21 protein-coding genes are annotated in these 23,697 nt (G+C 70.8%); 9 read left to right on the plus strand and 12 right to left on the minus strand.

Annotated elements, in window-relative coordinates:
• Positions 1-12: 12 nt before the first annotated feature.
• Positions 13-465, minus strand: a complete 453-nt coding sequence (locus ACQEV8_RS41775; protein WP_432971972.1) for an ATP-binding protein — start codon at positions 463-465, stop codon at positions 13-15.
• 229 nt (positions 466-694) lie between these two features.
• Between ACQEV8_RS41775 and ACQEV8_RS41780 the strand changes: the two genes are divergently transcribed.
• Both ACQEV8_RS41780 and ACQEV8_RS41785 read left to right on the plus strand, forming a co-directional pair.
• The gene (locus tag ACQEV8_RS41780; RefSeq protein ID WP_432971975.1) at positions 695-925 is read left to right on the plus strand and encodes a DUF397 domain-containing protein; all 231 of its coding nucleotides are present in this window, start codon (positions 695-697) and stop codon (positions 923-925) included.
• Between the two features lie 107 nt (positions 926-1,032).
• Positions 1,033-1,947, plus strand: coding sequence for a helix-turn-helix domain-containing protein (locus ACQEV8_RS41785; RefSeq protein ID WP_432971978.1), 915 nt, complete (start codon positions 1,033-1,035; stop codon positions 1,945-1,947).
• A gap of 66 nt (positions 1,948-2,013) precedes the next feature.
• On the opposite strand, the gene ACQEV8_RS41790 is transcribed toward ACQEV8_RS41785, so the two are convergent.
• The gene (locus tag ACQEV8_RS41790) at positions 2,014-2,841 is read right to left on the minus strand and encodes an SAM-dependent methyltransferase (RefSeq protein ID WP_432971981.1); all 828 of its coding nucleotides are present in this window, start codon (positions 2,839-2,841) and stop codon (positions 2,014-2,016) included.
• Positions 2,842-2,979: 138 nt separating this feature from the next.
• Positions 2,980-4,359, minus strand: coding sequence for a GH1 family beta-glucosidase (locus ACQEV8_RS41795; RefSeq protein ID WP_432971984.1), 1,380 nt, complete (start codon positions 4,357-4,359; stop codon positions 2,980-2,982).
• 147 nt (positions 4,360-4,506) lie between these two features.
• On the opposite strand from ACQEV8_RS41795, the gene ACQEV8_RS41800 reads away from it, so the two are divergent.
• Positions 4,507-6,189 (plus strand): hypothetical protein, encoded by a 1,683-nt coding sequence (locus ACQEV8_RS41800; RefSeq protein WP_432971987.1) that lies wholly within the window; start codon positions 4,507-4,509, stop codon positions 6,187-6,189.
• Between the two features lie 53 nt (positions 6,190-6,242).
• Here the strand turns inward: ACQEV8_RS41800 and ACQEV8_RS41805 are convergent, their stop codons facing one another.
• The 5 genes from ACQEV8_RS41805 to ACQEV8_RS41825 form a co-directional block, all read right to left on the minus strand.
• Positions 6,243-7,631: an MFS transporter gene (locus ACQEV8_RS41805; protein WP_432971990.1), complete on the minus strand. Its 1,389-nt coding sequence runs from the start codon at positions 7,629-7,631 to the stop codon at positions 6,243-6,245.
• A gap of 132 nt (positions 7,632-7,763) precedes the next feature.
• Positions 7,764-9,287, minus strand: a complete 1,524-nt coding sequence (locus ACQEV8_RS41810) for a mannitol dehydrogenase family protein (protein WP_432971993.1) — start codon at positions 9,285-9,287, stop codon at positions 7,764-7,766.
• A 1-nt stretch (position 9,288) separates the two neighbouring features.
• Positions 9,289-10,518 carry a D-mannonate dehydratase ManD gene (gene manD / locus ACQEV8_RS41815; protein ID WP_432971996.1) on the minus strand — a complete coding sequence of 410 codons (1,230 nt, stop codon included), beginning with the start codon at positions 10,516-10,518 and terminating at the stop codon, positions 9,289-9,291.
• Positions 10,515-11,474: a 2-hydroxyacid dehydrogenase gene (locus ACQEV8_RS41820; protein ID WP_432971999.1), complete on the minus strand. Its 960-nt coding sequence runs from the start codon at positions 11,472-11,474 to the stop codon at positions 10,515-10,517. Before ACQEV8_RS41820 ends, manD begins: the two co-directional genes overlap by 4 nt.
• 46 nt (positions 11,475-11,520) lie before the next feature.
• Complete coding sequence (locus ACQEV8_RS41825; RefSeq protein ID WP_432972002.1) at positions 11,521-12,537, minus strand: LacI family DNA-binding transcriptional regulator; 1,017 nt, start codon at positions 12,535-12,537, stop codon at positions 11,521-11,523.
• Between the two features lie 697 nt (positions 12,538-13,234).
• On the opposite strand from ACQEV8_RS41825, the gene ACQEV8_RS41830 reads away from it, so the two are divergent.
• The 6 genes from ACQEV8_RS41830 (at position 13,235) to ACQEV8_RS41855 (ending at position 18,119) form a co-directional block, all read left to right on the plus strand.
• Positions 13,235-13,618, plus strand: a complete 384-nt coding sequence (locus tag ACQEV8_RS41830; protein ID WP_432972005.1) for a VOC family protein — start codon at positions 13,235-13,237, stop codon at positions 13,616-13,618.
• A complete protein-coding gene (locus ACQEV8_RS41835) occupies positions 13,615-14,490 on the plus strand; it encodes a sigma-70 family RNA polymerase sigma factor (protein ID WP_432972008.1) in 876 nt (291 codons plus the stop codon). The genes ACQEV8_RS41830 and ACQEV8_RS41835 overlap by 4 nt, the downstream gene beginning before the upstream one ends.
• 538 nt (positions 14,491-15,028) lie before the next feature.
• Entirely contained in the window at positions 15,029-16,138 is a 1,110-nt protein-coding gene (locus ACQEV8_RS41840) for a serine hydrolase domain-containing protein (protein WP_432972011.1), read from the plus strand.
• Positions 16,139-16,196: 58 nt separating this feature from the next.
• Positions 16,197-16,574: an antibiotic biosynthesis monooxygenase family protein gene (locus tag ACQEV8_RS41845; RefSeq protein ID WP_432972014.1), complete on the plus strand. Its 378-nt coding sequence runs from the start codon at positions 16,197-16,199 to the stop codon at positions 16,572-16,574.
• A gap of 107 nt (positions 16,575-16,681) precedes the next feature.
• Complete coding sequence (locus ACQEV8_RS41850; protein ID WP_184586600.1) at positions 16,682-16,855, plus strand: CsbD family protein; 174 nt, start codon at positions 16,682-16,684, stop codon at positions 16,853-16,855.
• A gap of 163 nt (positions 16,856-17,018) precedes the next feature.
• Entirely contained in the window at positions 17,019-18,119 is a 1,101-nt protein-coding gene (locus ACQEV8_RS41855; protein WP_432972018.1) for an XRE family transcriptional regulator, read from the plus strand.
• A 9-nt stretch (positions 18,120-18,128) separates the two neighbouring features.
• Here ACQEV8_RS41855 and ACQEV8_RS41860 read toward each other — a convergent pair whose 3' ends face one another.
• The 4 genes from ACQEV8_RS41860 to ACQEV8_RS41875 are packed head-to-tail and all read right to left on the minus strand — an operon-like array spanning position 18,129 to position 23,580.
• Positions 18,129-19,130: an ABC transporter ATP-binding protein gene (locus ACQEV8_RS41860; protein ID WP_432972021.1), complete on the minus strand. Its 1,002-nt coding sequence runs from the start codon at positions 19,128-19,130 to the stop codon at positions 18,129-18,131.
• Positions 19,123-21,084: a dipeptide/oligopeptide/nickel ABC transporter permease/ATP-binding protein gene (locus ACQEV8_RS41865; protein WP_432972024.1), complete on the minus strand. Its 1,962-nt coding sequence runs from the start codon at positions 21,082-21,084 to the stop codon at positions 19,123-19,125. The genes ACQEV8_RS41860 and ACQEV8_RS41865 overlap by 8 nt, the downstream gene beginning before the upstream one ends.
• 14 nt (positions 21,085-21,098) lie before the next feature.
• Positions 21,099-22,025, minus strand: a complete 927-nt coding sequence (locus ACQEV8_RS41870) for an ABC transporter permease (RefSeq protein WP_432972027.1) — start codon at positions 22,023-22,025, stop codon at positions 21,099-21,101.
• 13 nt (positions 22,026-22,038) lie between these two features.
• Positions 22,039-23,580: an ABC transporter substrate-binding protein gene (locus tag ACQEV8_RS41875; RefSeq protein ID WP_432972030.1), complete on the minus strand. Its 1,542-nt coding sequence runs from the start codon at positions 23,578-23,580 to the stop codon at positions 22,039-22,041.
• Between the last annotated feature and the right edge of the window lie 117 nt (positions 23,581-23,697).

A 23,697-nucleotide genomic window follows, 5' to 3' on the forward strand; every position in this document is an offset into this window, starting at 1 on the left:
GCGGCAGTTGTGTCAGATGGGGGGACGGGTCGACGACCTGGCCCGGACCGTCTTGCCCGCCCGAGGAACGGGGGTCCAGCCCCACTCCTCGGACAGGGCGTCGACGATGCGCAGGCCCCGGCCGTGCTCCTCGACAGCGGAGCCGGCGGCGGGCGCGTGCACAGGCGAACGGTCGTCGGGGTCGGAGACGGTGACCAGCGGGTGGGTGGGATTCAGGCGGAAACCGAACCGGACCTCAGACGCGTCCGGTGTCCGCGGCGCCGCGTGCGTCGCGGCATCGGCGGCGAGCTCGGTGACGACGAGGGCCGAGTCCTCGCGGAAGTGGTCGAGCGACCGGATCTGCGGGGCGGTCGAGGAAGGCTGGGCGCCGGAGGGCTGCGGCCTCGTCTCCGGCATCGGGGTGGTGCTCGCGTGTGCGGCGGCCCCGCTCGGCGGCCGGAGCACGTGCTGCGCAGGTGATGACACGGCATCTCCCCGATGCGACGTCAGGACGCGGCGTCGGCCCAGGGGTTGACGCCGCAGCTATTATCCACGCTGACGGTGCTCGCGTGCAATTGCACGAGAAATTGCGTGAATATCAAGCCGTTGTGGGTACGCAAGCCGGGACGAGTGCGGCCGTGGGATGTGGCCGGTCTCGGCTGGACGGCCGGGCACACCGTGCGCGGCGGGGTGCGAGAACAGCAAGGAGACTGCGGTGCCACCAGTGCGGAACGGAGTGCGGGCGAGCCAGTTGGACGCCTGCTGGATCAAGAGCCGGCACAGCAATGCCGAGGGCAACTGCGTCGAAGTCGCCCCGCTCGTCGACGGCGGGATCGCGATGCGCAACTCCCGTGATCCCGACGGGCCCGCGCTCGTCTACACGGCGGCGGAGCTGGCGGCATTCCTGGCCGGCGCCAAGGACGGCGAGTTCGACCACCTGCTGTAGCGGAGTCCAACACCCCACTTCCGTGGGGTGTTTACGAGCCGATGCGGAGAAGCCCGGCCGGGTGCGATAGTGTTGGTCGCCCTTGTGCCGGTCTGCTGGGAGCCAGGATGTCCGCCGCGTCGCATCGCATCTCCCGTCTGGAACCCTACCTGGACAGGCCCGAGCCGGCGCCGACTCTGCTGAAGATGCTGGTCGGTGTGCAGCTGGCCGGCTTCCGTGAGGACGCCGGACTCGCCCAGGACCAGGCGGCGCGCGCTGTCGGGTTCAGTCCCGCGAAGCTGTCCCGCATCGAGTCGGGCAAGGGCCGCCGCCCGCCGACGGAGAGCGACGTCCGCGCGCTGCTGCGGCTGTACAACACCGACGACTACGAGGTGTCGGTGCTGGTCAAGCTGCTGCAGCGGGCCGGAGAACCGGGCTGGTGGCAGCGGTACGACAAGCGGCTGATGCCCGAGTGGTTCGACCGGCTGGTCGGACTCCAGGAGGCCGCCGCGACCATCCGTACGTTCGAGATCCAGTACGTGCCGGGCCTGTTGCAGACACCCGCCTACACCAGGGCCGTGGTGGAGCGCGGACTGCCGAACGCACCGGCCGGCGAGGTGGAGCGACGGGTCGAACTCCGCAGGCACCGGGCCCGGTTGCTGCTGCGGCAGGAAGCCCCGCAACTGTGGGCGATGATCGACGAGTCCGTGCTGCTGCGTGTCCTGGGCAGCACCGACGTGATGAGGGAACAGCTCGCGCACCTCGTGGAGATGGCCGAGCGGCCGAATGTGACGGTGCAGATCGTGCCGCTGAGCGTCACGAACGCCTCCGCGCCCGCCATCCCCGTCACGTACCTGCGCTTCGGTGGCCTTGATCTGCCCGACGTGGTCTATCTGGAGCACATCAAGAGCGCGAACTTCCTCGAGGACCGCGACGAGACGGAGGAGTACCGGATCGCGCTGGACCGGCTCGCGGATGAGGCACTCAAGCCACGTGACTCCCTGGAACTGCTGCGTCAGACGATGGAGCAGCGTTACCCGTGACGTACGGGTGCCTCTCGCCGGACAGTCGCCGTCCCGCGAGAGGCACTCCGGGGAGGGGCGGCCCCGCTACTTCTCCGGCGGAATCCGTCCCACGCCACCGAACTCGATCCACTCGTGCGTCAGCTGACGCGGCGCCACCTCCGTGTCCGGACGCCAGGTGGACACCTCCATGAGGCCCGGCTCCAGGATCTCCAACTCCTCGAAGTACGCCTCGACGTCCTTGGGCTCACGCACACGGCCCCAGTGCCCCTGGGTGGCCTGGTCCATGAAGTTCGTGACGAAGTCACGGACTTCGGCATCCTCACTGACCAGCTGGCACATCACCAGGAAACTGCCGGGTGCGAGCCGCTCCCGGACGCGGCGGGCCACCGCGAGCGGCCCGTCGGTGTCGCTGTCCGGGATGCAGTGGAACACCGAGTTGAAGAGCACGCACACCGGCTCGGAGAAGTCGATGAGCCGCTTGGTGTCGGGGTGGTCGAAGATGAGGTCGGTCTCGCGCAGGTCCGCGTGGATCACGGTGGTGCGCTCGTCCTGTTCCAGCAGCGCACGGCCGTGGACCAGCACCATCGGGTCGTTGTCCACGTACACCACGTGGGTCGTGGGATCGATGCGCTGGGCGACCTGGTGCACGTTGTCCTGCGTCGGCAGGCCTGAGCCGTGGTCCAGGTACTGCCGGATGCCGTACTCCTCGGACAGGGTCCGCACGACGCGCTGGAGGAAACGCCGGTTGTTGAGGGCCAGGCGGCGTGTGCTGGGCACGACTTTGTCGAGTTCCTCGCACGCGGCGCGGTCCGCCGCGTAGTTGTCCTTGCCGCCCAGATAGTGGTCGTACATGCGCGCTGCCGTCGGCACGGTCGCGTCGATCTCGGTGGACAACTGCTTCTCGGAGTGCATCGTTCCCCCTGCAAAGTGCCGCGCCAACGGCCTGGCTGGACAGGAAGTACATCCTAGGGAGGGGGAGTTGGGCGGTGCCAGCCTCTCGGCGCACATCCCCCGGATCGAACGACAAGATGATTTCCTCGGGCCGGACCCTCACCGGCGCTGCGCGGCGATCATGGCCCGGTACCAGTGGTAGCTGTCCTTCGGCATCCGCCGCTGTGTGGCGTAGTCGACGCGGACGATGCCGAAGCGCTTGTCGTAGCCGAAGGCCCACTCGAAGTTGTCGAGGAGGGACCACACGTAGTAGCCGCGGACGTCGACGCCGGCGTCCATCGCGGCCCGCAGCGCGGTGAGGTGGTCGCGGAGGTAGGCGATCCGGTCGCTGTCGTGGACGGCCCCGCCGGCGCTCACCTCGTCGTCCTCCGCCGAGCCGTTCTCGGTGATGTGGAGGGGCGGCAGGGCGTCGCCGTAGCGCTCCTTGAGTCCCACCAGCAGGTCCGTGAAAGTGCCGGGCGCGACGGGCCAGCCCATGGCGGTGTGCCGCACCCCGGGCAGCCGTACCTCCTCGTAGCGGTTGTCGGTCGCCACACGAAGCGCCGGGTCGCTCTCGCGATACGGGGAATCGGAGACGACGATCGGCCGGTAGTAGTTGACGCCGATGAAGTCCAGGGGCCGGGAGATCAGCTTCAGGTCGCCGTCCCGCCGGAAGTCCTGGCCGGTGATCAACTCGCCCCAGGTCTCCTCCTCGGCGGCCGGGTAGCGGCCCGCCAGGATCGGCTCGGTCCACACCAGGTTGTGCAGGGTGTCGGCGCGGGTGACGGCCGACCGGTCGGCGGGGGAGCCGGTGGCGGGGAGGTTGCGGTCGAGGTTGAGGGTGATGCCGGCCTCGCGTACGCCGGCCGCCCGCAGGGCCTGTACGGCCAGGCCGTGCCCGACCAGCAGGTGATGGGCCGCGGCCAGCGCGCCCCGGCCCTCGCGGGCACCCGGGGCGTGCCGGCCGACCGAGTAGCCGAGGAAGGCACTGCACCACGGTTCGTTGAGGGTGATCCAACGTGGCACCCGGTCGCCCAGACGGGCGGCGACGACGGCCGCGTACTCGCCGAACCGCTCGGCTGTTTCCCGTACCCGCCAGCCACCGCGGTCCTCCAGGGCCTGCGGCAGATCCCAGTGATAGAGCGTGGCCGCGGGTTCGATGCCGGAGGCGAGCAGTTCGTCGACCAGCCGCGAGTAGAAGTCCAGCCCCTTGGGGTTCACCGTCCCGGACCCGTCCGGGACGATACGCGGCCAGGCGATCGAGAACCGGTAGGAGTCCACGCCGAGCTCGCGCAGCAGTGCCACGTCCTGCGGATACCGGTGGTAGTGATCACAGGCGACATCCCCGCTGTCCCCGTTCGCCACGAGGCCGGGGGTGTGGCAGTAGGTGTCCCAGATCGACGGCCCACGGCCGTCCTCCAGCGCCGCACCCTCGATCTGGTACGCGGCGGTGGCGGCGCCGAACACGAAGCCGGGCGGAAAACCCGGGAAGTCGGTCATGCCAGTCATGTGCGCCGGAAGCTGCATCCGTGCACTTTACCGAAATCCGAAAAGGTGATCTGGTAATAGTCGGAATTGACAGAGAGGGGAAAGGAGGTGCGCGGCCGCTATTCTCACCGGGTCGGGCCGATTCTCCAGGAGATGACCATGGACGATTACTACGACCTCGGCACCTACAGCCGTCCCGTCACCACGTCCTCTTCCACAGCTCAGCTCTGGTTCGATCGCGGTCTGCTGTGGACGTACGCCTTCCATCACGAGGAAGCCGTCGCCTGCTACGAAAAGGCCGCTGAGGCCGACCCGGAGTGCGCGATGGCGTATTGGGGCATCGCCTACGCGCTCGGGCCCAACTACAACAAGCCCTGGGAATTCTTCGACGACGACGAGTTGGTGCGAACCGTCGAACGCACCCACAGCGCCGTCGAACGGGCCCACGACAAGGCCGTCAAGACCACCCCGGTCGAACAGGCCCTGATCGCCGCGCTGCGCGCCCGCTATCCGCAGTCCGAAGCCGTCGAGGACTGCTCGGTCTGGAACGAGCCCTACGCGGACGCGATGCGCGCGGTGTACGAACTGGCACCCCACGACCCGGACATCGCCACCCTCCACGCCGACGCCCTGATGAACCTCACCCCGTGGCAACTGTGGGACCTGAGGACCGGGCAGCCGGCCGAGGGCGCCCGGACCGTGGAGGCCAAGGCAGTCCTGGACGGCGCCCTCGCCACCGAAGCCGGCGTGGGGCATCCAGGGGTGCTGCACCTGTACATCCACCTGATGGAGATGTCCCCGACGCCGGAGCGGGCGCTCACCGTCGCCGACCGCCTGCGCGGCATCGTGCCCGACGCCGGGCACCTGCACCACATGCCCTCGCACCTCGACGTCCTGTGCGGCGACTACCGCCGGGTCGTCGCGGCGAACAGTGACGCGATCGCCGTCGACGAGAAGTACCACCGGCGCGCCGGCGCGATGAACTTCTACACCCTCTACCGGGCGCACAACTACCACTTCAAGATCTACGGGGCCATGTTCCTCGGCCAGGCGCAGGTCGCCCTCGACACCGCCGCTCAGCTGGAAGCGGCCATCCCCGAAGACCTGCTCCGCGTGCCGAGCCCCCCGATGGCCGACTGGCTCGAGGGCTTCCTGGCCATGCGCGTCCACGTGCTGATCCGCTTCGGCCGCTGGACCGACATCCTCGCCCTGCCGGCCCCCGCCGACCCCGAGCTCTACGCGGTGACCACCGCCATGCGGCACTACGCCCGCGGCGTCGCCCTGTCGGCCACCGGCGAGGTCGGGCTCGCGGAGGCCGAGCGCGAGCTCTTCCGTGAGGCGGTGAGCCGGGTGCCCGAGACGCGGATGCTGTTCAACAACACCTGCCACGACATCCTCGCCGTCGCCTCGGCCATGCTCGACGGAGAGCTCGACTACCGCAGGGGCGACCACGGCCTCGCCTTCGCCGCCCTGGAGCGCTCCATCGAACTGGACGACAGCCTCCCCTACGACGAGCCGTGGGGCTGGATGCAGCCCACCCGCCACGCCTACGGCGCGCTGCTGCTGGAACAGGGCCGCGTGGCGGAGGCCGAGGCCGTCTACCGCGCGGACCTCGGCCTCGACGCCACCCTGCCCCGCGCCCAACAGCACCCCGGCAACGTCTGGTCCCTGCACGGATTCCACGAATGCCTGCTCCGAACGGGCAAGACAGGCGAGGCGGCCCTCGTCGCCCAGCAGCTGAAGATGGCGACCGCACTGGCCGACGTCCCCGTCGAGGCGTCCTGCTTCTGCCGCCTGGAAACCGGCCCCGGCCCTCAGGCCGATGACGGGTGCTGCCACTGACCCGCCGGCCCCGGCAGGACCACGGCCGGGGGTGATGGTCGTGACCTGCCCGATCAGGTGGTGGCCGGCGGCCGGGTCGCCGTGGCGTCCGTGACAGCGGTCAGGTCGCGGTCGCGGGTCTCCGGGGCCATGCGGGCGGCTGTCAGGCTGATGATCATCATCAGGGTCATGTAGACCGCGACGGGGATCCACGATCCGGAGAACGCGGTGAGCAGGGAGGCACAGATGAGTGGAGCGACACCGCCGCCGAGGACGGAGGAGAACTCACGGCCCAGGGTGACACCGGCGTACCGGTAGCGGCTGCCGAACAGCTCGGGGAAGTAGCTCATCTGCACACCGACCGCGCCCTGACCCGCCAGGACGAAGCCCACGATCATCGTCACCGTGATGGCGACCGGCGACCCGGTGTCGAGCGCGATGAACGACGGACCGGGAAGCAGCACCATCGCGAGGAGGACCGCGGAGTACACGGGCTTGCGCCCGACGCGGTCCGAGAGGATGCCGAACCCGATGGCACCGATCCCGCCGCAGGCGGCGCCGATCATGAGTACCTTCGGCACGAGCGAGGCGTCCACACCGACGCTGGAGACCAGGTACGAGGCCATGAAGACCTGGTAGGTGTACGACTGGGCGCTGACGCCGACGTTCATGAACAGGACGAGCAGCATGGGCCTGCGGCCGTGCCGGAAGACCTCGCCGACCGGCGACTTCGGCTTCTCGTGCTGCTCCTTGAACTCCTGGAACACCGGGCTCTCGGTGAGCCGGCGGCGGATGACCAGGGCGGCGAGGGTGACCAGCAGGCTGCTGCCGAAGACCAGACGCCAGCCCCAGCTCATCAGGGCGTCCTCCGGCAGGCTCTGCGCGAGGATCCACGCGACTGCTCCGAGCAGGGTGCCCAGGGCGGCGCCGGTCATCACCAGGGAGGCCAGGCGACCGCGTCGTCCGGGCGCCGCGGTTTCTGTGAGCAGTGTGGCGCCGCCGGCCTGTTCGGCGCCCGCCCCGAATCCCTGGAAGAAGCGACACGCGACGAGCAACGTGGGTGCCAGCAGGCCGACTTGGGAGTACGTCGGCAGCAGCCCGATGGCCAGGGTGGAGCCGCCCATGAGCAGCAGAGTGGCGACCAGGACCCACTTGCGGCCCAGCCGGTCGCCGTAGCGGGAGAAGAACAGGCCGCCCAGCGGACGGGCCGCGAACCCCACGGCGTACGTGGCGAAGCTGGCGAGCAGGGCCACGGCCGGCGAGACGTCGGGGAAGAACAGATGGCCGAAGACCAGGGCCGACGCCGTGCCGTAGATGACGAAGTCGTACTGTTCGAGGGCGGTGCCGATGAGCCCCGCCCAGGCGGCCCGGCGGACCGCGGCGGGGTCCGTGGCCGGGGGCTCGGCGGGTGCCGACGGCGGGGTCGGCTCATTCTTCAGGGATTCGGTGGGAGTGTCCATCATCCATGCCTCCTTGGATGGGGATGGCCTCAGCACGCTGGGGGACGTCGAGGTGCGGTTCTGAGAGGAAGGCTCGGGGAAGGGATGTGGTTCAGGCGGTCATGCCGCCGGGGCGGACGACGAGCTCGAGGTGACTCAGGCGCCTGGCAGCCGGTTCGAGTCCGTGGCTTCGGCCGCGGCGCGCGCCGCCGCGGCCGTGCCGTGCCGTACGAGGACACCGATGAGTTCGGCGACCCGATCGGCGAAGGCGGGGTGTTCGGCGAGACCTTCCCCCAGCAGACCGGTGTCGAGCACGGTGGTCACGAAGTCGGGTACGGAGGCGGAGCTTTCGGCGATCTGCTGGAGACGGCCGCGCGCCGGGTCCGCCATGGCGGCGGAATGCGGCCCCGCGTCGAGGCCCGCCGGCGGTGCCATGCAGCACAGATACGCGGCGACGGTGAGGGCGAGGTGGTGAGGCATTCGCCCGGCCCGCAGCTGAAGGAGTGCCGGTTCCGGGGCCCGCTGGCGGAGCTTGACGGAGCCGTCGGAGCCCACCTGCCGGGTGCGATGGCCCAGCGCGGAATTGGCCCAGCGGCCGAAGAGCTGCGCGACATAGGCGTCGAGGTCGATGTCGTCGGGGACGGTCAGGCTGGGGAGGTACTCGTCGTGCAGCACCCGGTGCGCCGCCTCGGAGATGTGAGGCCGCGCGACGGCCTCGGGGATGGTCGCTCTGCCGTCCAATGCGCCGAGGTAGGCGATGAGCGAGTGGGTGCCGTTCAGCAGACGGAGCTTGAGCAACTCGTACGGCGTGACGTCGTCGGCGAACAGCGCCCCGCCGTGCTCCCAGCCGGGCCGTCCCGCGACGAAGCGGTCCTGAATGACCCACATGCTGAACGGCTCGGCGGGGACGGGGATCTCGTCCCGCACCCCGAACCGGTCGGCGACGGTGGCCCGGCAGGCGTCCGTGGTGGCCGGCACGATCCGGTCCACCATGGTGTCGGGGAACGCCACGCTCTCGTCCAGCCACGCGGACAGTTCGTCCCGCTCGGCCGGCGGCAGGGCCTGGACGAACTCCCGGACCAGCCGCGCGGTCTGGGAACCGTTGGCCGCCAGGTTGTCACAGCTCAGCACGGTCACGGGGGTCGTGGACGAGCGCAGGCGGCGCTGCAGGCCGCGGACCACCTGACCGATCGTCGTGCGTGGGGGCGCGTCGCCGCGCAGATCGGCCCGTACGTCGTCGCGATCGAGATCGAGGTGCCCGGTGCGAGGCGAGAAGGTGTACCCGTGCTCGGTCACCGTGAGGGAGACGATCCGGGTGCGCGGGGCAGCGATGGCGTCGAGGACGGCGTCCGGGTCGTGCGCGGCGACGAGCGCGCCGGTGTGCACCGCCGGCACGGTGAGCCGCTCGCCTTCCGGGGACATCTCCACGACGGTGTAGCGGTGGTCCTGTGCGCGCAGTGCGTCGGCGACGGCGGCGGAACGGCTCGCGACGCCGAGGATTCCCCAGGGGCCGTCGGTGTGTGCCAGCGCGGCGGCGGTGTGGACGGCCTGATGAGCGCGGTGGAAGTTGCCGAGGCCGAGGTGCACGATGCCGGTCTCGGCGACCGCGCACCGGTGCGGCAGCGCGTACTCCGGGATGGTGCCGCAGCCCAGGCGGGGCAGCGAGGTCGTGGTGGTCATCTCACCAGTCCGTCATCGAGCCGTCGCGGCGGCGGGCCACCGGCAGGTAGGCGGGTTCGTACGGGAAGCGCGCCGCCAGCGTCTCGTCGACCTCGACGCCGAGTCCGGGGGCGTCGCCCGGATGCAGATGCCCGTCGGCGTACCTCCAGTCGTGCCGGAACACCTCGTGGACCAGCGGTTCGTAGCCCATGTACTCCTGGATGGCGAAGTTGGGCGTGGCGAGACCGACGTGCAGGGACGCGGCGAGCGCCACCGGGGAGACGTCGGAGGGCCCGTGCGGGCCGAGCTTGACCTGCCACACCTCGGCCAGCGCGGCGATGCGCCGCAGATGGCTGATCCCGCCGGCATGGGTGACACACGTCCGCACGTAGTCGATCAACTGCTCGGTGATGAGCGACTGGCACTCCCAGACCGTGTTGAACACCTCGCCGAGCGCGAGCGGAGTCGTGGTGTGCCGGCGGGTGTGCCGCAGTACGTCCTGGTTCTCCGCCGGAGTGACGTCCTCCAGCCAGAACAGGTCCACCCCCTCCAACGCCTTCCCGAGGCGCGCGGCCTCGTTCGGGGTGAGCCGGTGGTGGGAGTCGTGGAGCAGATGAAGCCCGGGCCCCACATGCTCCCGGACCGTGGCCAGCACTCCGGGCGCGTGCCGCAGATAGGCCGCCGTGTCCCAGACCTCGACGCTCGGCGCGGAGCCCCGCCCGGCAGGCTCGTACCCGGCTTCCGGCGCCGTCCTGCTCACCCCGTAGACCGTGTCCAGACCGGGCACGCCCATCTGCGCCCTGACCGCCAGGAAGCCACGCTCGCGCTGCGCGTCCACGGAATCCAGCAGCTCCGGTACGTCCCAGCCGGTGGCATGCGTGTACGTCAGCACGCGGTCGCGGACCGGACCGCCCAGGAGTTGGTGCACCGGCTGACCGGTGGCCTTTCCCTTGATGTCCCACAGGGCCAGGTCGACCGCGCCGACGGCGGTCATCGTGACCGGGCCGCGCCGCCAGTAGACCCCGCGGTACAGGTACTGCCAGGTGTCCTCGATCCGTGCCGGGTCACGGCCCAGGAGCAGGGGTGCGACATGGTCGCGCAGGTAGGAGGCGACGGCGAGTTCACGGCCGTTGAGGGTGGCGTCGCCCCAGCCGGTCAGCCCCTGTTCCGTCGTGATCTTGAGAGCGACGAAGTTGCGGCCGGGGCTGGTGACGACGACATCCGCGGCGACGATGGTGTCCGGCTTGCTCATCGGGCCACCGCCACGATGTTGTCGAGGCTCCGGCCGAGCGCGAGACGGCGGATGTTGGCGGTGATGTCGTCCGAACGCCGGACGAAGGTGTGCCGCGACAGCCCGGACGAGTGCGGCGTCATCAGCACATTGGGCAGCGAGCCGAACGGGTGCCGGCTGGGCTGTCCGGTCCGGCTGCCCGACGGGTAGTCGTACCAGACATCGAGAGCCGCGCCCCCGATCACACCGTCGCGCAGCGCGGCGTACAGGGCGTCCTCGTCGACGACCGGACCGCGGCCGACGTTGATCAGCACACCCGATTCCCCCAACAGGGCCAGTTCCTTCGCCGCTATCAGTCCGGTGGTCCGCTCGGTGAGCGGTGCGCTGACCACGACCACATCCGCCGTTTCCATCAGGGTGTCCAGATCGTCGAGGGTGCCGGCCCAGAGCAGTCGCTCCGCCACGGCGTCCACGCCGCCGCTGCGGGTGACGGCCACGCCACGCGCGCCGAACGCGCGCAGCCGCTGCCAGGCGCGGGAGCCGATGTGTCCGAAGCCGACGAAGCCCACCACGGCTTCGCCGAGGAGGGGGGAGTACGCCGGCGGCTCCCACGTGCCCTCGCGCAGCGCGGTGTCCTGGTGCAGGAAGCCGCGGCGCACCAGCACCGCGGAGGCCACGATGTACTCGGCGATCGCGTCCTCGTGGTGGAAGGTGTTGGCGACGAGGGCGCCCGGCGGCAGAGCGCCGACGTCGATCCCGTCGGTGCCCGCACCGGCGGAGTGCACGAGTCGCAGGCCCTTCGCGGCGGCGGCCACTTCGGCGGGACAGGCCCCCGACACCAGGACATCGGCGTCGCCGACGGCCGCCAGCAGCGCGTCGTGATCCCCGGCGGCGGGCCAGCGCACCGTGGTCGTACTGGGGAGGCAAGCCTCGAACTGTTCGCGGAACTCCGGGAGATGGGGATCGCTGACGACCACGGTCAGACCGCTTCCGTCCTCGGCCTCGATCGCCGCGCTTCGGCCGTCATGCGTGCTGCTCCCTTGTGAGGGTTCGGGCGTGACCGGCGACCGGGCCGGTCGATCCGCGGACGACGAGCTGGGTGGGCAGCCGCAGCGTGCGCGGGTCCTGGCGCTCGCCGGACATGGAGGGGGCGAGCATCTCCAGACTCAGCGAACCGGCTCGGTCCATCGGGACCGCGATGCTGGTCAGGGACGGGTACGAGGTCGCGGCGAGCGGCATGTCGTCGATGCCCATGACGCTGAGGTCCTCCGGTACCCGCACCCCGAGCTGACGGGCTCCGGCGATCACTCCGAGCGCCACGAGGTCGTTGTGCGCGATGACGGCCGTCGCACCGCAGGCCCTCACCCCGGCAGCGGCCGCGGTACCGCCCGCCACCGTCTCGGACTGCCAGCCCAGGACCTCGAGTTCCACCCCCGACCGCTCGGCCCGCGCCCGGGCCAGGTCGACGCGGTGGCTGTTGGACCAGGAGTGCTGCGAGCCCTGGACGTACGCGATGTGCCGGTGTCCCAGCGCGGTCAGGTAGTCGAGGGCCTGGCGCAGTCCGTCGGTGGCGTCGGCGAGGACACAGTCGGCGGTCGTGGTCTCGCGGTTGACGAGGACGACGGGAGTCTCACCGCACAGGTCGAGCACCTCTTCGGCGTCCAGACGGGGCGAACACACGACGAGCCCCGCGGACCTGGCGCTGAGATGGGCGATGACCTCTCGCTCGTGGTCCGGGTCGAAGTCGGTGTCCGCGAGCACGATGGTCTGTCGTCGATGCCATCCCTGGGCCTGCGCGGCCTTGACGAAGGTGCCGAAGACCGGGTTGGCGATGTCGGGGACGATCACGGCCACCGTGGCCGTGTCCGTCGGCATCTCGACCGGGCGTGGCGGAGGCGGTTCGTACCCCACCTGATGGGCCGCATCCAGAACCTTGCGCAAGGTTGCCGGCCCAAGCCGCTGCGGGTCGCTGAATGCCCGGGACGCCGTGGAGAGCGCGACGTTCGCACGCTTCGCCACCTCGGTCAACGTGGGAGCCACACTGGTACTCCGTTTCCTCGACGACGTTGTCTGAACGGTGCTGCAATGTTGGGCAAGGTTGCGCAAGCTTGTCAATGGTTGCGGCAAGGAAGGAGTCGTCGACGCGGCGAGGTGGGGCACGCGGTATCTGTGAGGGCGGCGTCTACTGGCCCCTGAGGTCCTGCCCCTCGCTTCCCTTGGCGGCGGTACGTCCGACGTGGCCGCCGCGAGGAGCAGCACCACGACGGCGATGACGAGCAGGGCCCGCTCGGTGCCGAGCGGCACCAGCAGCGTGCCCAGCACCCCGCCCGCGAAGATTCCCCCGCGGTGGCGGTCCACCGTGTACGGGCCAGCCGCTGCCTGGCCGACATCCCGAGCAGTGCCGCCCGAGGGCACTTCAGTACGTCGTTGATGAGCTCGGCGATGGCGGTCCGGCTCAGCAGGGTCGGCATCCCCGGCACGTGGATCCGCAGCACGGTCGAGGTACGCACCCCCATGGCCAGCGCGACGAGGGCGACAGTGCCGCGATCGGAACCGGCGTCGGCGGCCGCCTCGGTGCCGTGCTGCCACAGGGTCAGCGCACCGGCGCACATCAGCAGCACGGCCTCGCTGACGAGCCCGGAGTGTGATCGGTCTTGTTACCTTCTCCCGTCGGCACTCGTCATGAGAGCGACGACCGCATACGAACGGTCGCATCAACGAGTGAATCGAGAGCAGGATGCTGAACCAGATCATGTACGTGACGGTCTACGTCACGGATCAGGACCGCGCACTGGAGTTCTACACCGAGGGACTGGGTCTGGAAAAACGTCTCGACTTCCCGGGGCCCGACGGACGGTTCCTCACCGTCGGTGTTCCCGACAGTCCGGTGCAGATCATCCTGTGGTCGCATGCGGCGGCTGCGGGGCAGCCGGGGGAAGCGGGCGCGCCCGGTCCGCTGATCCTCGAATCCGACGACCTGCGAAAGGATTTTGAGAGCATGCGTCAGCGCGGAGTCGTCTTCGAAGAGCCCGAGCCCGAGGACTATCCGTTCGGGGTCCGCATCGAGGCGGTGGACCCGGACGGCAACAGGGTGTCGCTCCGTCAGCAGCCGAAGCCGTGACCGCCCACCCGTCCGCCCTTGTGGCCGAGGCGTTCGAAGCCCAGCGCGATCGGCTGCGCGCCGTCGCGTACCGCGTGCTGGGCTCGCACGCCGATGCCGAGGACGTGGTCCAGGAAGCCTGGATGCGCCTCGTCCGCCAGGACGCGGCGTCCATCGGCAACCTGGCGGGCTGGCTGACCACGGTGGTCGGCCGTATCAGCCTGGACCTCCTGAGATCCCGCCGGGCCCACCCCGAAATCGCCTACGAGCAGGAGTTCGCGAACCTCGTGGTGATACCCGACGACGACCCCGCGCCGGACGAGCAGGCGGCGCTGGCCGATTCGCTCGGCTTCGCCCTGCTCGTCGTGCTCGACTCGCTCACCCCGAGCGAGCGCCTGGCGTTCGTCCTGCACGACATGTTCGCCGTCCCGTTCCAGGAAATCGGCCGGATCCTGGGCAAGTCCACCGCCGCCACCAAGATGGTCGCCAGCCGTGCCCGCCGCAAGGTCCACGCCACGGACCGACCCGCGGGCTCCGGCCGCGAGCACCGAGAGGTCGTCCAGGCTTTCGGCGCCGCCGCCCGCAGCGGCGACTTCGAAGCACTTTTGCGTGTCCTCGACCCGAACGTGAAGCTGACCGTCGACACCCCCGACGGCGTGGTCGTCACCCTCGGCGCCACCAAGGTCGCCTCCGGGGCCCGCATGTTCTCCCGCGAGGTCGCCCGAAATCGGCCTGTGCTGGTCAACGGCATCCCCGGCCACATGTCCTGGAGCCCCGACGGAAGCCCTCTCTCCCTCATCGCCTTCACCGTCACCGAAGGCCGGATCACCGACATCCACATCGTCGTCGACCCGGCCAAACTCGCCTCGATCCATCTGCCGGCCGAGACCTGAGCCGGTGTCGGGCACCTCACACACCGACACGACGGTGTCCGGTGCGATGGCGGAACCACGCTCCTCCGGCATCGAGTCCACACGCCATCCGCCGTGGCCGGCCGCACGGGCTGTGCCCCGGCGCCACGCCTCCGAGACAGCACACTCGTCCGCAGCGGACCGCGGGAGACAGGGGCGTGGGACCGAAGCGGGCTGGCCGCACCATGCAGATGGACATTCCGAATCCGGACCTGCTGGAGACGCGTCGGCCATTCGGCCAGTGTGAGCAGCGCCGATGGTCCTCCCTGCGCACCGTCGCCCGGACACCCCGCCGAAGGTACGCCCGGCCTACTGCGGCCTGAGGACGCCGTCCTGCTCCCACCGCCCTCGCGGGCCCTCGCCGGGCCCTGGCCCGTGGCCCGGGCCGGACGCGGCAGAGCCGTTCCTCGGCTTGAGGGCCGGGGCGTCGTCCTGCCCGAACTTGACGGACAATGACGGCTGTTGAAGATCTGTGCGGCCGGAGACGGGGGAGTGGTGTGAACGAAGAGGCATGGACTCGGTGACGACGCGATACGGCGGAGAGGTTTTGGAGGACAGCGACGGGACCGTGGACCCCTGGGAGGGAGTGGACGCGGCGGCGCTCGGATGGGCCGTGAGCGCGCAGGCCGGGCGGCCGGTGGCGGGCATCGACGACATGGCGTCGTATCTCGCCGGCCAGGTGTCCGACGCGTCGCACCGGGAGGTCATCGGCCCGCTCCTCGACGGGCACGGGGCCAGTGGTGTCGTGGTCCGGGCCGGCACGGTCCTCGCCTCGTGGGGCGACCCCGCACGGGCCGAGATGGCCTACAGCGCCACGAAGAGCGTGCTGTCGCTGGTGGCGGGCATCGCCTACGACGACGGGGTGCTGCGCCTGGACGAGCCGGTGTCGAAGACCGTGGACCTGCCCGAGTTCGGCACCCCCCACGGGCGGACGATCACCTGGCGCCACCTGCTGGACCAGACCAGTCAGTGGGAGGGGGAGCTGTGGTCCAAGCCGACCTGGGCGGACGCCCAGAGCACCCGCGAGGGCACCGAGTCGGCAGGCGGACCACCCGGCGCCGGCTGGGCCTACAACGACGTGCGCGTCAACCTGGCCGCGCTGGCTCTCACGGCCCTGTTCCGCCGCACTCTGCCGGACGTGCTGCGCGAGCGCGTCATGGCACCGACCGGTGCCTCCGACGGCTGGTCCTGGCACGGCTACGACCACGCCGTGATCGCCCTCGACGGCACCGAGGTACCGGTGGTCTCCGGAGGCGCGCACTGGGGCGGCGGACTGTGGCTCAGCGCCTTGGACCTGGCCCGCGTCGGCCTGCTCTGTCTGCGGGGCGGGCGGTGGGGCGGGCGTCGGCTCCTGTCGCGGCGCTGGATCGAGGAGTTGTGGACGCCCTGTCCGGTCAAGCCCGAGTACGGCCTGTCCTGGTGGCTCAACGACCACGGCACGGTATGGCCCCGGGCCCCGCGCACCGGCCGCTGCGCCCGCGGCAACGGTGGCAACCATCTGCTGTGGGTGGACCCGGCACGCGACCTGGTGATCGCCTCACGCTGGGGGAGCGAGGTGGAGCGGCTCCTGGCCGAGGTGTCGTCGGCGGTGCCGCCCTGTGAGCCTCACCCGGGCAGGACGCCCGGGTGAACGGACCTGGGCGCTCGATGGACCTCTGGCCGGGCGCGCCCTGCCCTACATTGGCGCCATGAGCACCCACTCCGAAGCGCCTGTCACGCCCGTCGAGGCCTATGAACCCCCCTACTACGTGGCCGTCTTCACCACGGTGCGCACCCAGGACCAGAGCGGCTACAGCGAGACCGCCGCACGGATGGAAGACCTGGTGAAGGACGTCCCGGGGTTCCTGGGGATGGACCACGCGCAGACTCCTGGCGGACTGGGCATCACCGTCGGGTACTTCCGCGACGCGGACGCCCTCACGGAGTGGCGGACCAACGCCGAGCATCGCGCGGCGCAGAAGCGCGGGCAGGCCGAGTGGTACCAGAGCTACACCCTGCATGTGGCGAAGGTGGAGCGGAGCCACGGGTTCACACGAGCGCAGGACGGCGGTTCCGTGACCGCATAGCGACACTGTGGTGTGTCGTACTCCGTTCCTCACTCACGTTTGACCGTCCCTCCCGGGTCACTCGGCAGGTGACCCCGAAGTCGAACACGACTTGGAGTGAACGAATCGTGGCTGGAGAGCAGAAGTCCAAGGCGAAGGCCGAGCAGGCCAAGGGAAAGGCCAAAGAGACGATCGGCCGTGCGGTGGGTAACGAGCGGCTGACGGCCGAGGGCCGGGCGGAACAGTCCAAGGGAGACGCCCGGCAGGCCAAGGAGAAGACCAAGGACGTCTTCAAGCACTGAGTGCGTGGGGCCCTGCGGCACGCTGCCGCAGGGCCCTGACACGTGTCCGTCGGGAGCCTCGCGCGCACGCGGCGTCACAGTCCGGAACACGAGAGCGCAGGCACGGGGATTGGCAGAATTCCGGATTGTCCATGGCCAGCGGCACGACGAGGATGGCCGGACAATGGGGAGACAGCGTCCGTTGCCGCACGGGGCGCGCAGCGCCGCGGAGTTCGTGGCCTGCTTGCGACGACTCAAGGAACAGTCCGGCCTGACCTACCGGCAGTTGGAAAGGAACGCGGGACGGCGCGGTGACGTGCTCGCGCGGAGCACCGCGGCCGACGCGCTGCGCCGGGACTCGCTGCCGCGTGCCGAGGTGCTCGTCGCGTTCGTCCGCGCGTGCGGAGAAGGCGAGGACGTCGCCGTCTGGCTGGAGGCCAGGGACCGACTGGCCGCCGCCGAGCCGTCCGAAGCGGACGGTGGGGCTACGCCCATGAACAGCGGGTCAGCACACGCCGCCGACGGACCGACGCCCGTTCCGACACCCGCCTCCGCCCGGGAACGCCCCAGCGGACCCCCGGCCACGCCCGCGGGCCCCGGCCCGGTCACGGCCAGGGCCGCAGGCCGGGTCAAGAACCGACGAGCCCTTGCCGCCTCCACCGTCGCCGCACTCCTGCTCGCCGCGGTCGGAGCCTGGGCGCTGCTGCCCGACGAGACGAACGACCGGGGCACGGGAACACGCGCGGCCGGTGCCGGACAGGGCCTGGACCCCTCCGCGGCTCCCTCCTCGACCACCGACGTCGAAGGCCCGCCCCCGGGACAGTCCCGGATCCGCCCGGCCCCGGCGCCCGAGCTGTGCGTCACCGAAGGCCACGACCGCAAAGGGCGCTACCGGAGCCAGGTCGCCGTCCAGCGCCCCTGTGCCGACGCCACACCGCCTGACCTGTCCCTCGTGCCGGTCGGCAAGACAGGCTCGTACTACATCCAGTGGCGCCACCCGGTGTACGGCGACGGCTGTCTCACCGCGCTGGGCAGCGGCCACGTCGTCGAGGGACTCCTCGAACCCTGGCCCTGGGAGAGCTGCTCGGCGGACCGCACCAGCCAGCACTTCTTCTTCGACCCGGCCGGAGGCTCCGAGGCCGACGGCTATCGGATCCACGTGGTGCAGAACGGAATGTGTCTCGGCGTCAACGGCACCGAGGACCGGGCGTCCGGCGCCGAGATCGCCCAGCAGCGGTGCACGGGCGCCCGTGACCAGGAGTTCCTGGTGAACGCCGCCGAATGACACCACCCGTCAAACCGCGACCGAGGGTGCCTCCTCCAGGGGGAAGTGGCATGCGGCGCCGTGGAGGGGCGCACCCGGCGGCGGTTCGGGCACGGCCTCGGCGCACAGGTCCCGCGCCCGAGGGCACCGGGTCCGGAACCGGCAACCGGACGGCGGGTCGGCGGGAGACGGGATCTCACCGGTGAGCACGATCCGTTGCCGTCGGCGCCCGCTCCCGGCCACAGGCGAAGGGGCCGCCGACAGCAGCGCCTCCGTGTACGGGTGGCGCGGCCGCTCGTAGACCTCCTCCGTCGGGCCCGTCTCCACGATCCCGCCGAGGTACATCACGGCGACCCGGTCGGCGAGGTGCCGCACCACGGACAGGTCGTGCGAGATGAACACGTACGACAGCCCGAGCTCGTCCCGCAGATCGCACAGGAGGTTGAGCACCTGCGCCTGTACCGACAGGTCCAGCGCGGAGACGGGTTCGTCGCAGACGATCACTTCGGGTTCCAGAGCCAGGGCCCGGGCGATGCCGATCCGCTGCCGCTGACCGCCCGAGAACTCGTGCGGATGACGGCCCGCGTCCGAGGCGCGCAGACCGACCATCTCCAGGAGTTCGCCCACGCGCGCCGCCCGCCGTGAAGGAGGGACCAGGTCGCGATGGGTCAGCCAGGGCTCCCCGATGAGATCCGCCGCGCTGAGGCGGGGGTTGAGCGAACCGAACGGGTCCTGGAAGACCATCTGCACCTTGCGCCGCCAGGCGAGCAGGTCCGCACCCGACAACGCGAACGGGTCGACGCCCTCGTACCGCACGGTCCCCGCGTCGGGCCGCTCCAGCAGCAGGAGGATCCTGGCCAGCGTGGACTTGCCGCAGCCGGACTCGCCGACGAGGCCGAGGGTCTCACCGCGCCCGAGGAGGAGGTCCACCCCGTCGAGGGCCCTTAGCCGGGTGCCGCCCCGAACGGTCCTGCGGACGGTGAAGCTCTTGGCCAGACCGGTGGCCTCCAGCAGGGTGCCGCGTTCAGGCATCGGCCAGTTCCTTCCCGAAGTGACAGGCGGCGGCCCGGCCGCTGCCGGTGCCGGTCAGCACCGGTCGGTGGGTCACGCACCGCTCCCGGGCCAGGGGACAGCGCGTACGGAAGGCACAGCCCGCCGGCACCGCGGCCGGGTCCGGCGGGCTCCCGGGGATCGACGTCAGGCGGGAGCCCCGGTGCTGCTCGGCCGGCACCGACTCCAACAGGCCCCGGGTGTACGGGTGGTGGGGCCTGCCGAACACCTCGGCCACCGGCCCGGTCTCCACCACCGTCCCCGCGTACATGACGGCGACCCGGTCCGCGTGCTCGGCGGCGAGCCCGAGATCGTGCGTGATGAGGACGAGCGCTGTCCGCTGCTCGCCGCGCAACTCACCGAGCAGGTCCATGATCTGCGCCTGCACGGTGACGTCCAGGGCTGTCGTGGGCTCATCGGCTATCAGGACCTTGGGCCGCAGGGCGACCGCCATCGCGATGAGCAGGCGCTGCCGCATGCCTCCCGAGAACTGATGCGGATAGGCGTCCGCCCGGGAGCGGGCCTCCGGGATGCCCACGCGCTCCATCAGCTGCACCGCCCTGGCCCGCGCCGCACGCCTGGACACGCCCTCGTGGATGCGGAACGGCTCGGCCAGCTGCGCTCCGACCGTGTGGACGGGGTTGAGCGCGCTGAGCGCGTCCTGGAAGACCATGGCCAGACCCGGTCCGGCCAGTCGGCGTCTGGCCCGTGCTCCGAGCCCGAGCAGGTTCTCGCCGTCGAGCCTGACCTGCCCGCCCACCACCTCCGCGACCGGGTCGAGCAGACCGGCGACAGCGTGTGCGGTCATGCTCTTGCCGCAGCCCGACTCGCCCAGCAGCGCCAGCGTCTCGCCCGACCGCACGGCGAAGCTCACGCCGCGGACGACGTGCACGGGCCCGGCGGGAGTACGCACGTCGACCGACAGGTCCTCCACGACGAGGCCCGCGCTCGCCGTACGGTCGTCCGCAGCGGCCGCGCCCCCCGCCATCGAACCCTTGCCGCTCCCGCCCGCCGCACGTGACCCGCGGGAACGCCGTCCCTGCCCCTGCCGCCACCGCTGCCCCGGATCCGTCGTCAGCCTGGCCCAGGAAGCGAGCACGGTCGCCGACACGGTCGTGACGACGATCGCGAGGCCCGGAAAGAGCGCGATCCACCACGCACTCTGCAACTCCTGCCGCCCCTGGGCGACCATCAATCCCCAGCTCACATCCGGAGGCTGAATGCCGATGCCCAGAAAGCTCAGCGACGACTCGGCCAGCATCACGAAGCAGAAGTCGAGCGCGGCGACGGTGAGCAGCGTGGGCAGCACGCTCGGCGCGACATGGCGCCGGATCGCCGCCCAGCTGCCCGTGCCGAACGTCCGCGCCGCGTCCATGAACAGGCGGCTGCGCAACTCCGCGGCCTCGGCCCGGGCGGTGCGCAGATACACGGGGATCCGGGCAACCGCCAGCACCAGCACGATGCTCGCGGCACTCGGCGAGAACACATACAGCACTACCACGGCCAGGAGCAGGGAGGGGAAGCTGAGGATCACATCGGCCACCCGCAGCGACACGCTCTCGCGCCAACCGCCGTGATAGCCCGCCCACATGCCCCACACCGAGCCGATGACCAGCGAGCACAGCACGGCGGGAACCGCGACGGCCAGGGTCGTCCCGGCGGCGGCCAGCAGCCGCGCGGCTACGGGCCGGCCGAGGGAGTCGCTGCCGAGGACGAAGGCCCAGCCGTGGTCGAGAGTGAACGGAGGCCGGCCCGGGTCACGCAGGTTCTGACGGGTCGCCAGGTCCCCGGCCAGAAGCGGCCCCAGTACGGCGCTCAGCGCGACCAGGAGCAGCAGCAGGGCCGCCGCGCAGGCGAACCGGTCCCCTAGCAGCAGGGCGAACCACCGCCGCCGTACGGTCGTGGCGTCCGTCTGGGATGTGGCTTTCTGAAGCATGTCCCGTCCTTGGTTCATGCCGCCGCCCGCTGCCGTACCCGTGGGTCGAGGAGCGCGTGGCAGAGGTCGACCAGGATGTTGAGGGCGAAGATCGCCAGGGCGGTCAGGAGGACCGCCGCCTGAAGCACCGCGAAGTCGCGCTGCAGCACCGAGTCGATCATGAGCTTGCCGATACCGGGCCAGCCGAAGATGGTCTCGACGACGACCGCCCCGTTGACCAGCCCCACAGCCAGATCGCCCGCGACGGTCAGCGCCGGTGCGGCGGCGTTGCGCAGGGCGTGCCCGAAAACCACCCGGAGTTCGGAGGCCCCCTTGCCGCGCGCCACCTTCACATACGGGGCGGACAGCGCCGAGACCATGGCGCCGCGCACCACCTGGACCAGCACGCCGAACGGGCGGATGAGCAGCGTGGCCACAGGCAGCACCCACGCCGCCGCGCCGCTCGTGCCGGACGTGGGCAGCCAGCCCAGGGTGACCGCGAAGACCAGCACGCCCATGATGGCGATCCAGAAGTCTGGGACGCTGGCGGCCGTGGAGGACAGGAAGCTCGCGATCCGGTCGGTCGCCGAGTTCGGGCGATAGGCCGCCAGACTGCCGATGACCACCGCGCCCACGATGGCGAGCAGCATCGTCCAGCCGGCCAGCTGGAGCGTCGCGGGGAAGGCCCGCAGGACGGCCTCGCCCGCCGGCTGGGCGGTGCGCAGCGACTCGCCGAAGTCGAGGTGGGCGACCTGGGCGAGATAGTCGCCGAACTGGGTGATCAGCGGTTCGTCCAAGCCGTTGCGGGCGGCGAACTCGGCCCGCATCTCGGGCGTCGCGCTCAGCGGCAGATACAGGTTGGCGGGGTCCCCGGTGAGGCGGGCCAGGAAGAAGACACCGAGGACCACCACGAGCAGCGGCACGACACTGGAGACCGCGCGGCGGCGCAGCAAGGTCAGCATGTGAAGTCCTCCCTCAGTCCGCGCGGCGCATGTCGGCGAGCCGCATCTCGTCGCTGGTGGCCGAGTCGGGCCGGTAGCGGACCTTGGGGGAGAGGGCCAGCAGGCCGGTCATGTTGGCCATGACGGCGTCCCGGACGACCTTGTCGTTCTGATGGGTGAACGCGTCCGCGAACGCCTTCTGCCGTTTCCCGCCCGAGGCGAGCTGCGCCTCCTCGATGAGCGTGTCGAGCGCCTCGGTGCCGTAGCTGCTCTGGGCGCCCTGACTGCCGTAGATCTGTCCCATCGTGAAGGCGGCGTCGCCCGCCTGGTTGCCGTGCTGGGCCTGGAGCAGGGTGGGGCCGGTGTCGCCGGCCGGGAAGGGGCGCAGCAGGTACTCCAGCCAGGCGTTGACGTCCAGCATCTTGATCCTGACCTTCAGCCCGGCCTTGATCAGACCGTCCTGGACGACCTCCATCGCCTCGGCGGCCTTCGGGTAGATGCCGTTGCGGCCGATGAGGGTGATGGTGGCGTCGGTGCGGACTCCGTCGGCGCGGGCCTCGGCGACGAGTCTTCGGGCCCGTTCCGGGTCGTACGGCCACGGCTCGATGCCCGGGTTGTAGCCGGTCACGCCCTTGGACACGAGCTGCCCGCTGGGCCGGCCGGCGAAGACTGCGGTGACCAGCCCCTCCCGGTCGATCGCGTAGTTGACGGCCCGTCGGATCCGGATGTCGTCCAGGGGCGGCTCGGTGGCGTCGATCCGCAGGTACGACACCTCGTTGGTGGCGAACTCGACCGCGCGGTCACCGGCCCCGTCCTCGGGGGCGAGCCCGATCGCGACGTCGGCCTCGTCGTTCGTCACCATGGCCGCGCGCACACTGCCCTCGGCACGCCAGACGTAGGTGGCCGCGGCGAACTCGGGAGCCTTGCCCCAGTATCCGGGGAAGCGTTTCAGCCGCAGGTGACGGCCCTGGTTCCAGTCGTCGATCCGGTAGGGCCCCGTGCCGACCGGCTCGCGCACCCGGGAGTCGGGGTCGGTGCTCGTCGGCACGATCTCGACGAAGGACAGGCGCAGCGGCAGGATCGGGTCGGGCTTCGCCGTGGTGACCCGGAGAGTGGTGTCGTCGACGGGCGTGGCGGTCAGCTCGCTGTCCGCGAAGATGTAGCCGTCGACGTTGCAGTCGATGCCGGAATCCGTGGCGCGCTCGATGGAGAACGCGGCGGCGGCCGCCGTGAAGGGCGTCTGGTCGTGGAAGCTGACGCCCTCGCGGAGGGTAAAGGTCCACGAAGTGGCCGATTCCCGGGTCCACTTGGTGGCGAGGGCGGGTTCCAGGCGTCCGGTGGACGGTTCGCGTTCGGTGAGCGCCTCGGTGATGTTGGCCCGAGTCACCCGGCCCGTCGCGGTCAGCGAGGCGTCACAGGGTTCGAGGGTCGGCGGTTCCTCGGGAAGGACGACGCGCAGGGTGTCCGGACCGCCGCCGATGGGGTCGGCGCCGGCCACCGAGCAGCCGGAGACGGCGAGCACGGCGGCGAGGGAGGCGACGATCGGACGACTGCGGATGGTGCCTAAACCGGTCACTGCGCCTCCGTGCTCGCTCGCGTACACAACAGAGAACGTCGTTTAGATATGTGGACAGTGGGTGGATGGTCATTATTGAGGCGGCGAGGCGGAACGCGTCAAGGGGTGTGCGTCGGT

The organism is Streptomyces sp. CA-179760 (assembly GCF_050937045.1).
In the GTDB taxonomy this organism is placed as follows: Bacteria; Actinomycetota; Actinomycetes; order Streptomycetales; family Streptomycetaceae; genus Streptomyces.

Excerpts from the sequence above, each read along its gene's own strand:
- ACQEV8_RS41785 (WP_432971978.1), top strand. The coding sequence starts at position 1,033 with ATGTCCGCCGCGTCGCATCGCATCTCCCGTCTGGAACCCTACCTGGAC.
- ACQEV8_RS41790 (WP_432971981.1), bottom strand. The coding sequence starts at position 2,841 with ATGCACTCCGAGAAGCAGTTGTCCACCGAGATCGACGCGACCGTGCCG.
- ACQEV8_RS41795 (WP_432971984.1), bottom strand. The coding sequence starts at position 4,359 with ATGACCGACTTCCCGGGTTTTCCGCCCGGCTTCGTGTTCGGCGCCGCC.
- ACQEV8_RS41800 (WP_432971987.1), top strand. The coding sequence starts at position 4,507 with ATGGACGATTACTACGACCTCGGCACCTACAGCCGTCCCGTCACCACG.
- ACQEV8_RS41805 (WP_432971990.1), bottom strand. The coding sequence starts at position 7,631 with ATGATGGACACTCCCACCGAATCCCTGAAGAATGAGCCGACCCCGCCG.
- ACQEV8_RS41810 (WP_432971993.1), bottom strand. The coding sequence starts at position 9,287 with ATGACCACCACGACCTCGCTGCCCCGCCTGGGCTGCGGCACCATCCCG.
- manD (WP_432971996.1), bottom strand. The coding sequence starts at position 10,518 with ATGAGCAAGCCGGACACCATCGTCGCCGCGGATGTCGTCGTCACCAGC.
- ACQEV8_RS41830 (WP_432972005.1), top strand. The coding sequence starts at position 13,235 with ATGCTGAACCAGATCATGTACGTGACGGTCTACGTCACGGATCAGGAC.
- ACQEV8_RS41845 (WP_432972014.1), top strand. The coding sequence starts at position 16,197 with ATGAGCACCCACTCCGAAGCGCCTGTCACGCCCGTCGAGGCCTATGAA.
- ACQEV8_RS41855 (WP_432972018.1), top strand. The coding sequence starts at position 17,019 with ATGGGGAGACAGCGTCCGTTGCCGCACGGGGCGCGCAGCGCCGCGGAG.
- ACQEV8_RS41860 (WP_432972021.1), bottom strand. The coding sequence starts at position 19,130 with ATGCCTGAACGCGGCACCCTGCTGGAGGCCACCGGTCTGGCCAAGAGC.
- ACQEV8_RS41865 (WP_432972024.1), bottom strand. The coding sequence starts at position 21,084 with ATGCTTCAGAAAGCCACATCCCAGACGGACGCCACGACCGTACGGCGG.
- ACQEV8_RS41870 (WP_432972027.1), bottom strand. The coding sequence starts at position 22,025 with ATGCTGACCTTGCTGCGCCGCCGCGCGGTCTCCAGTGTCGTGCCGCTG.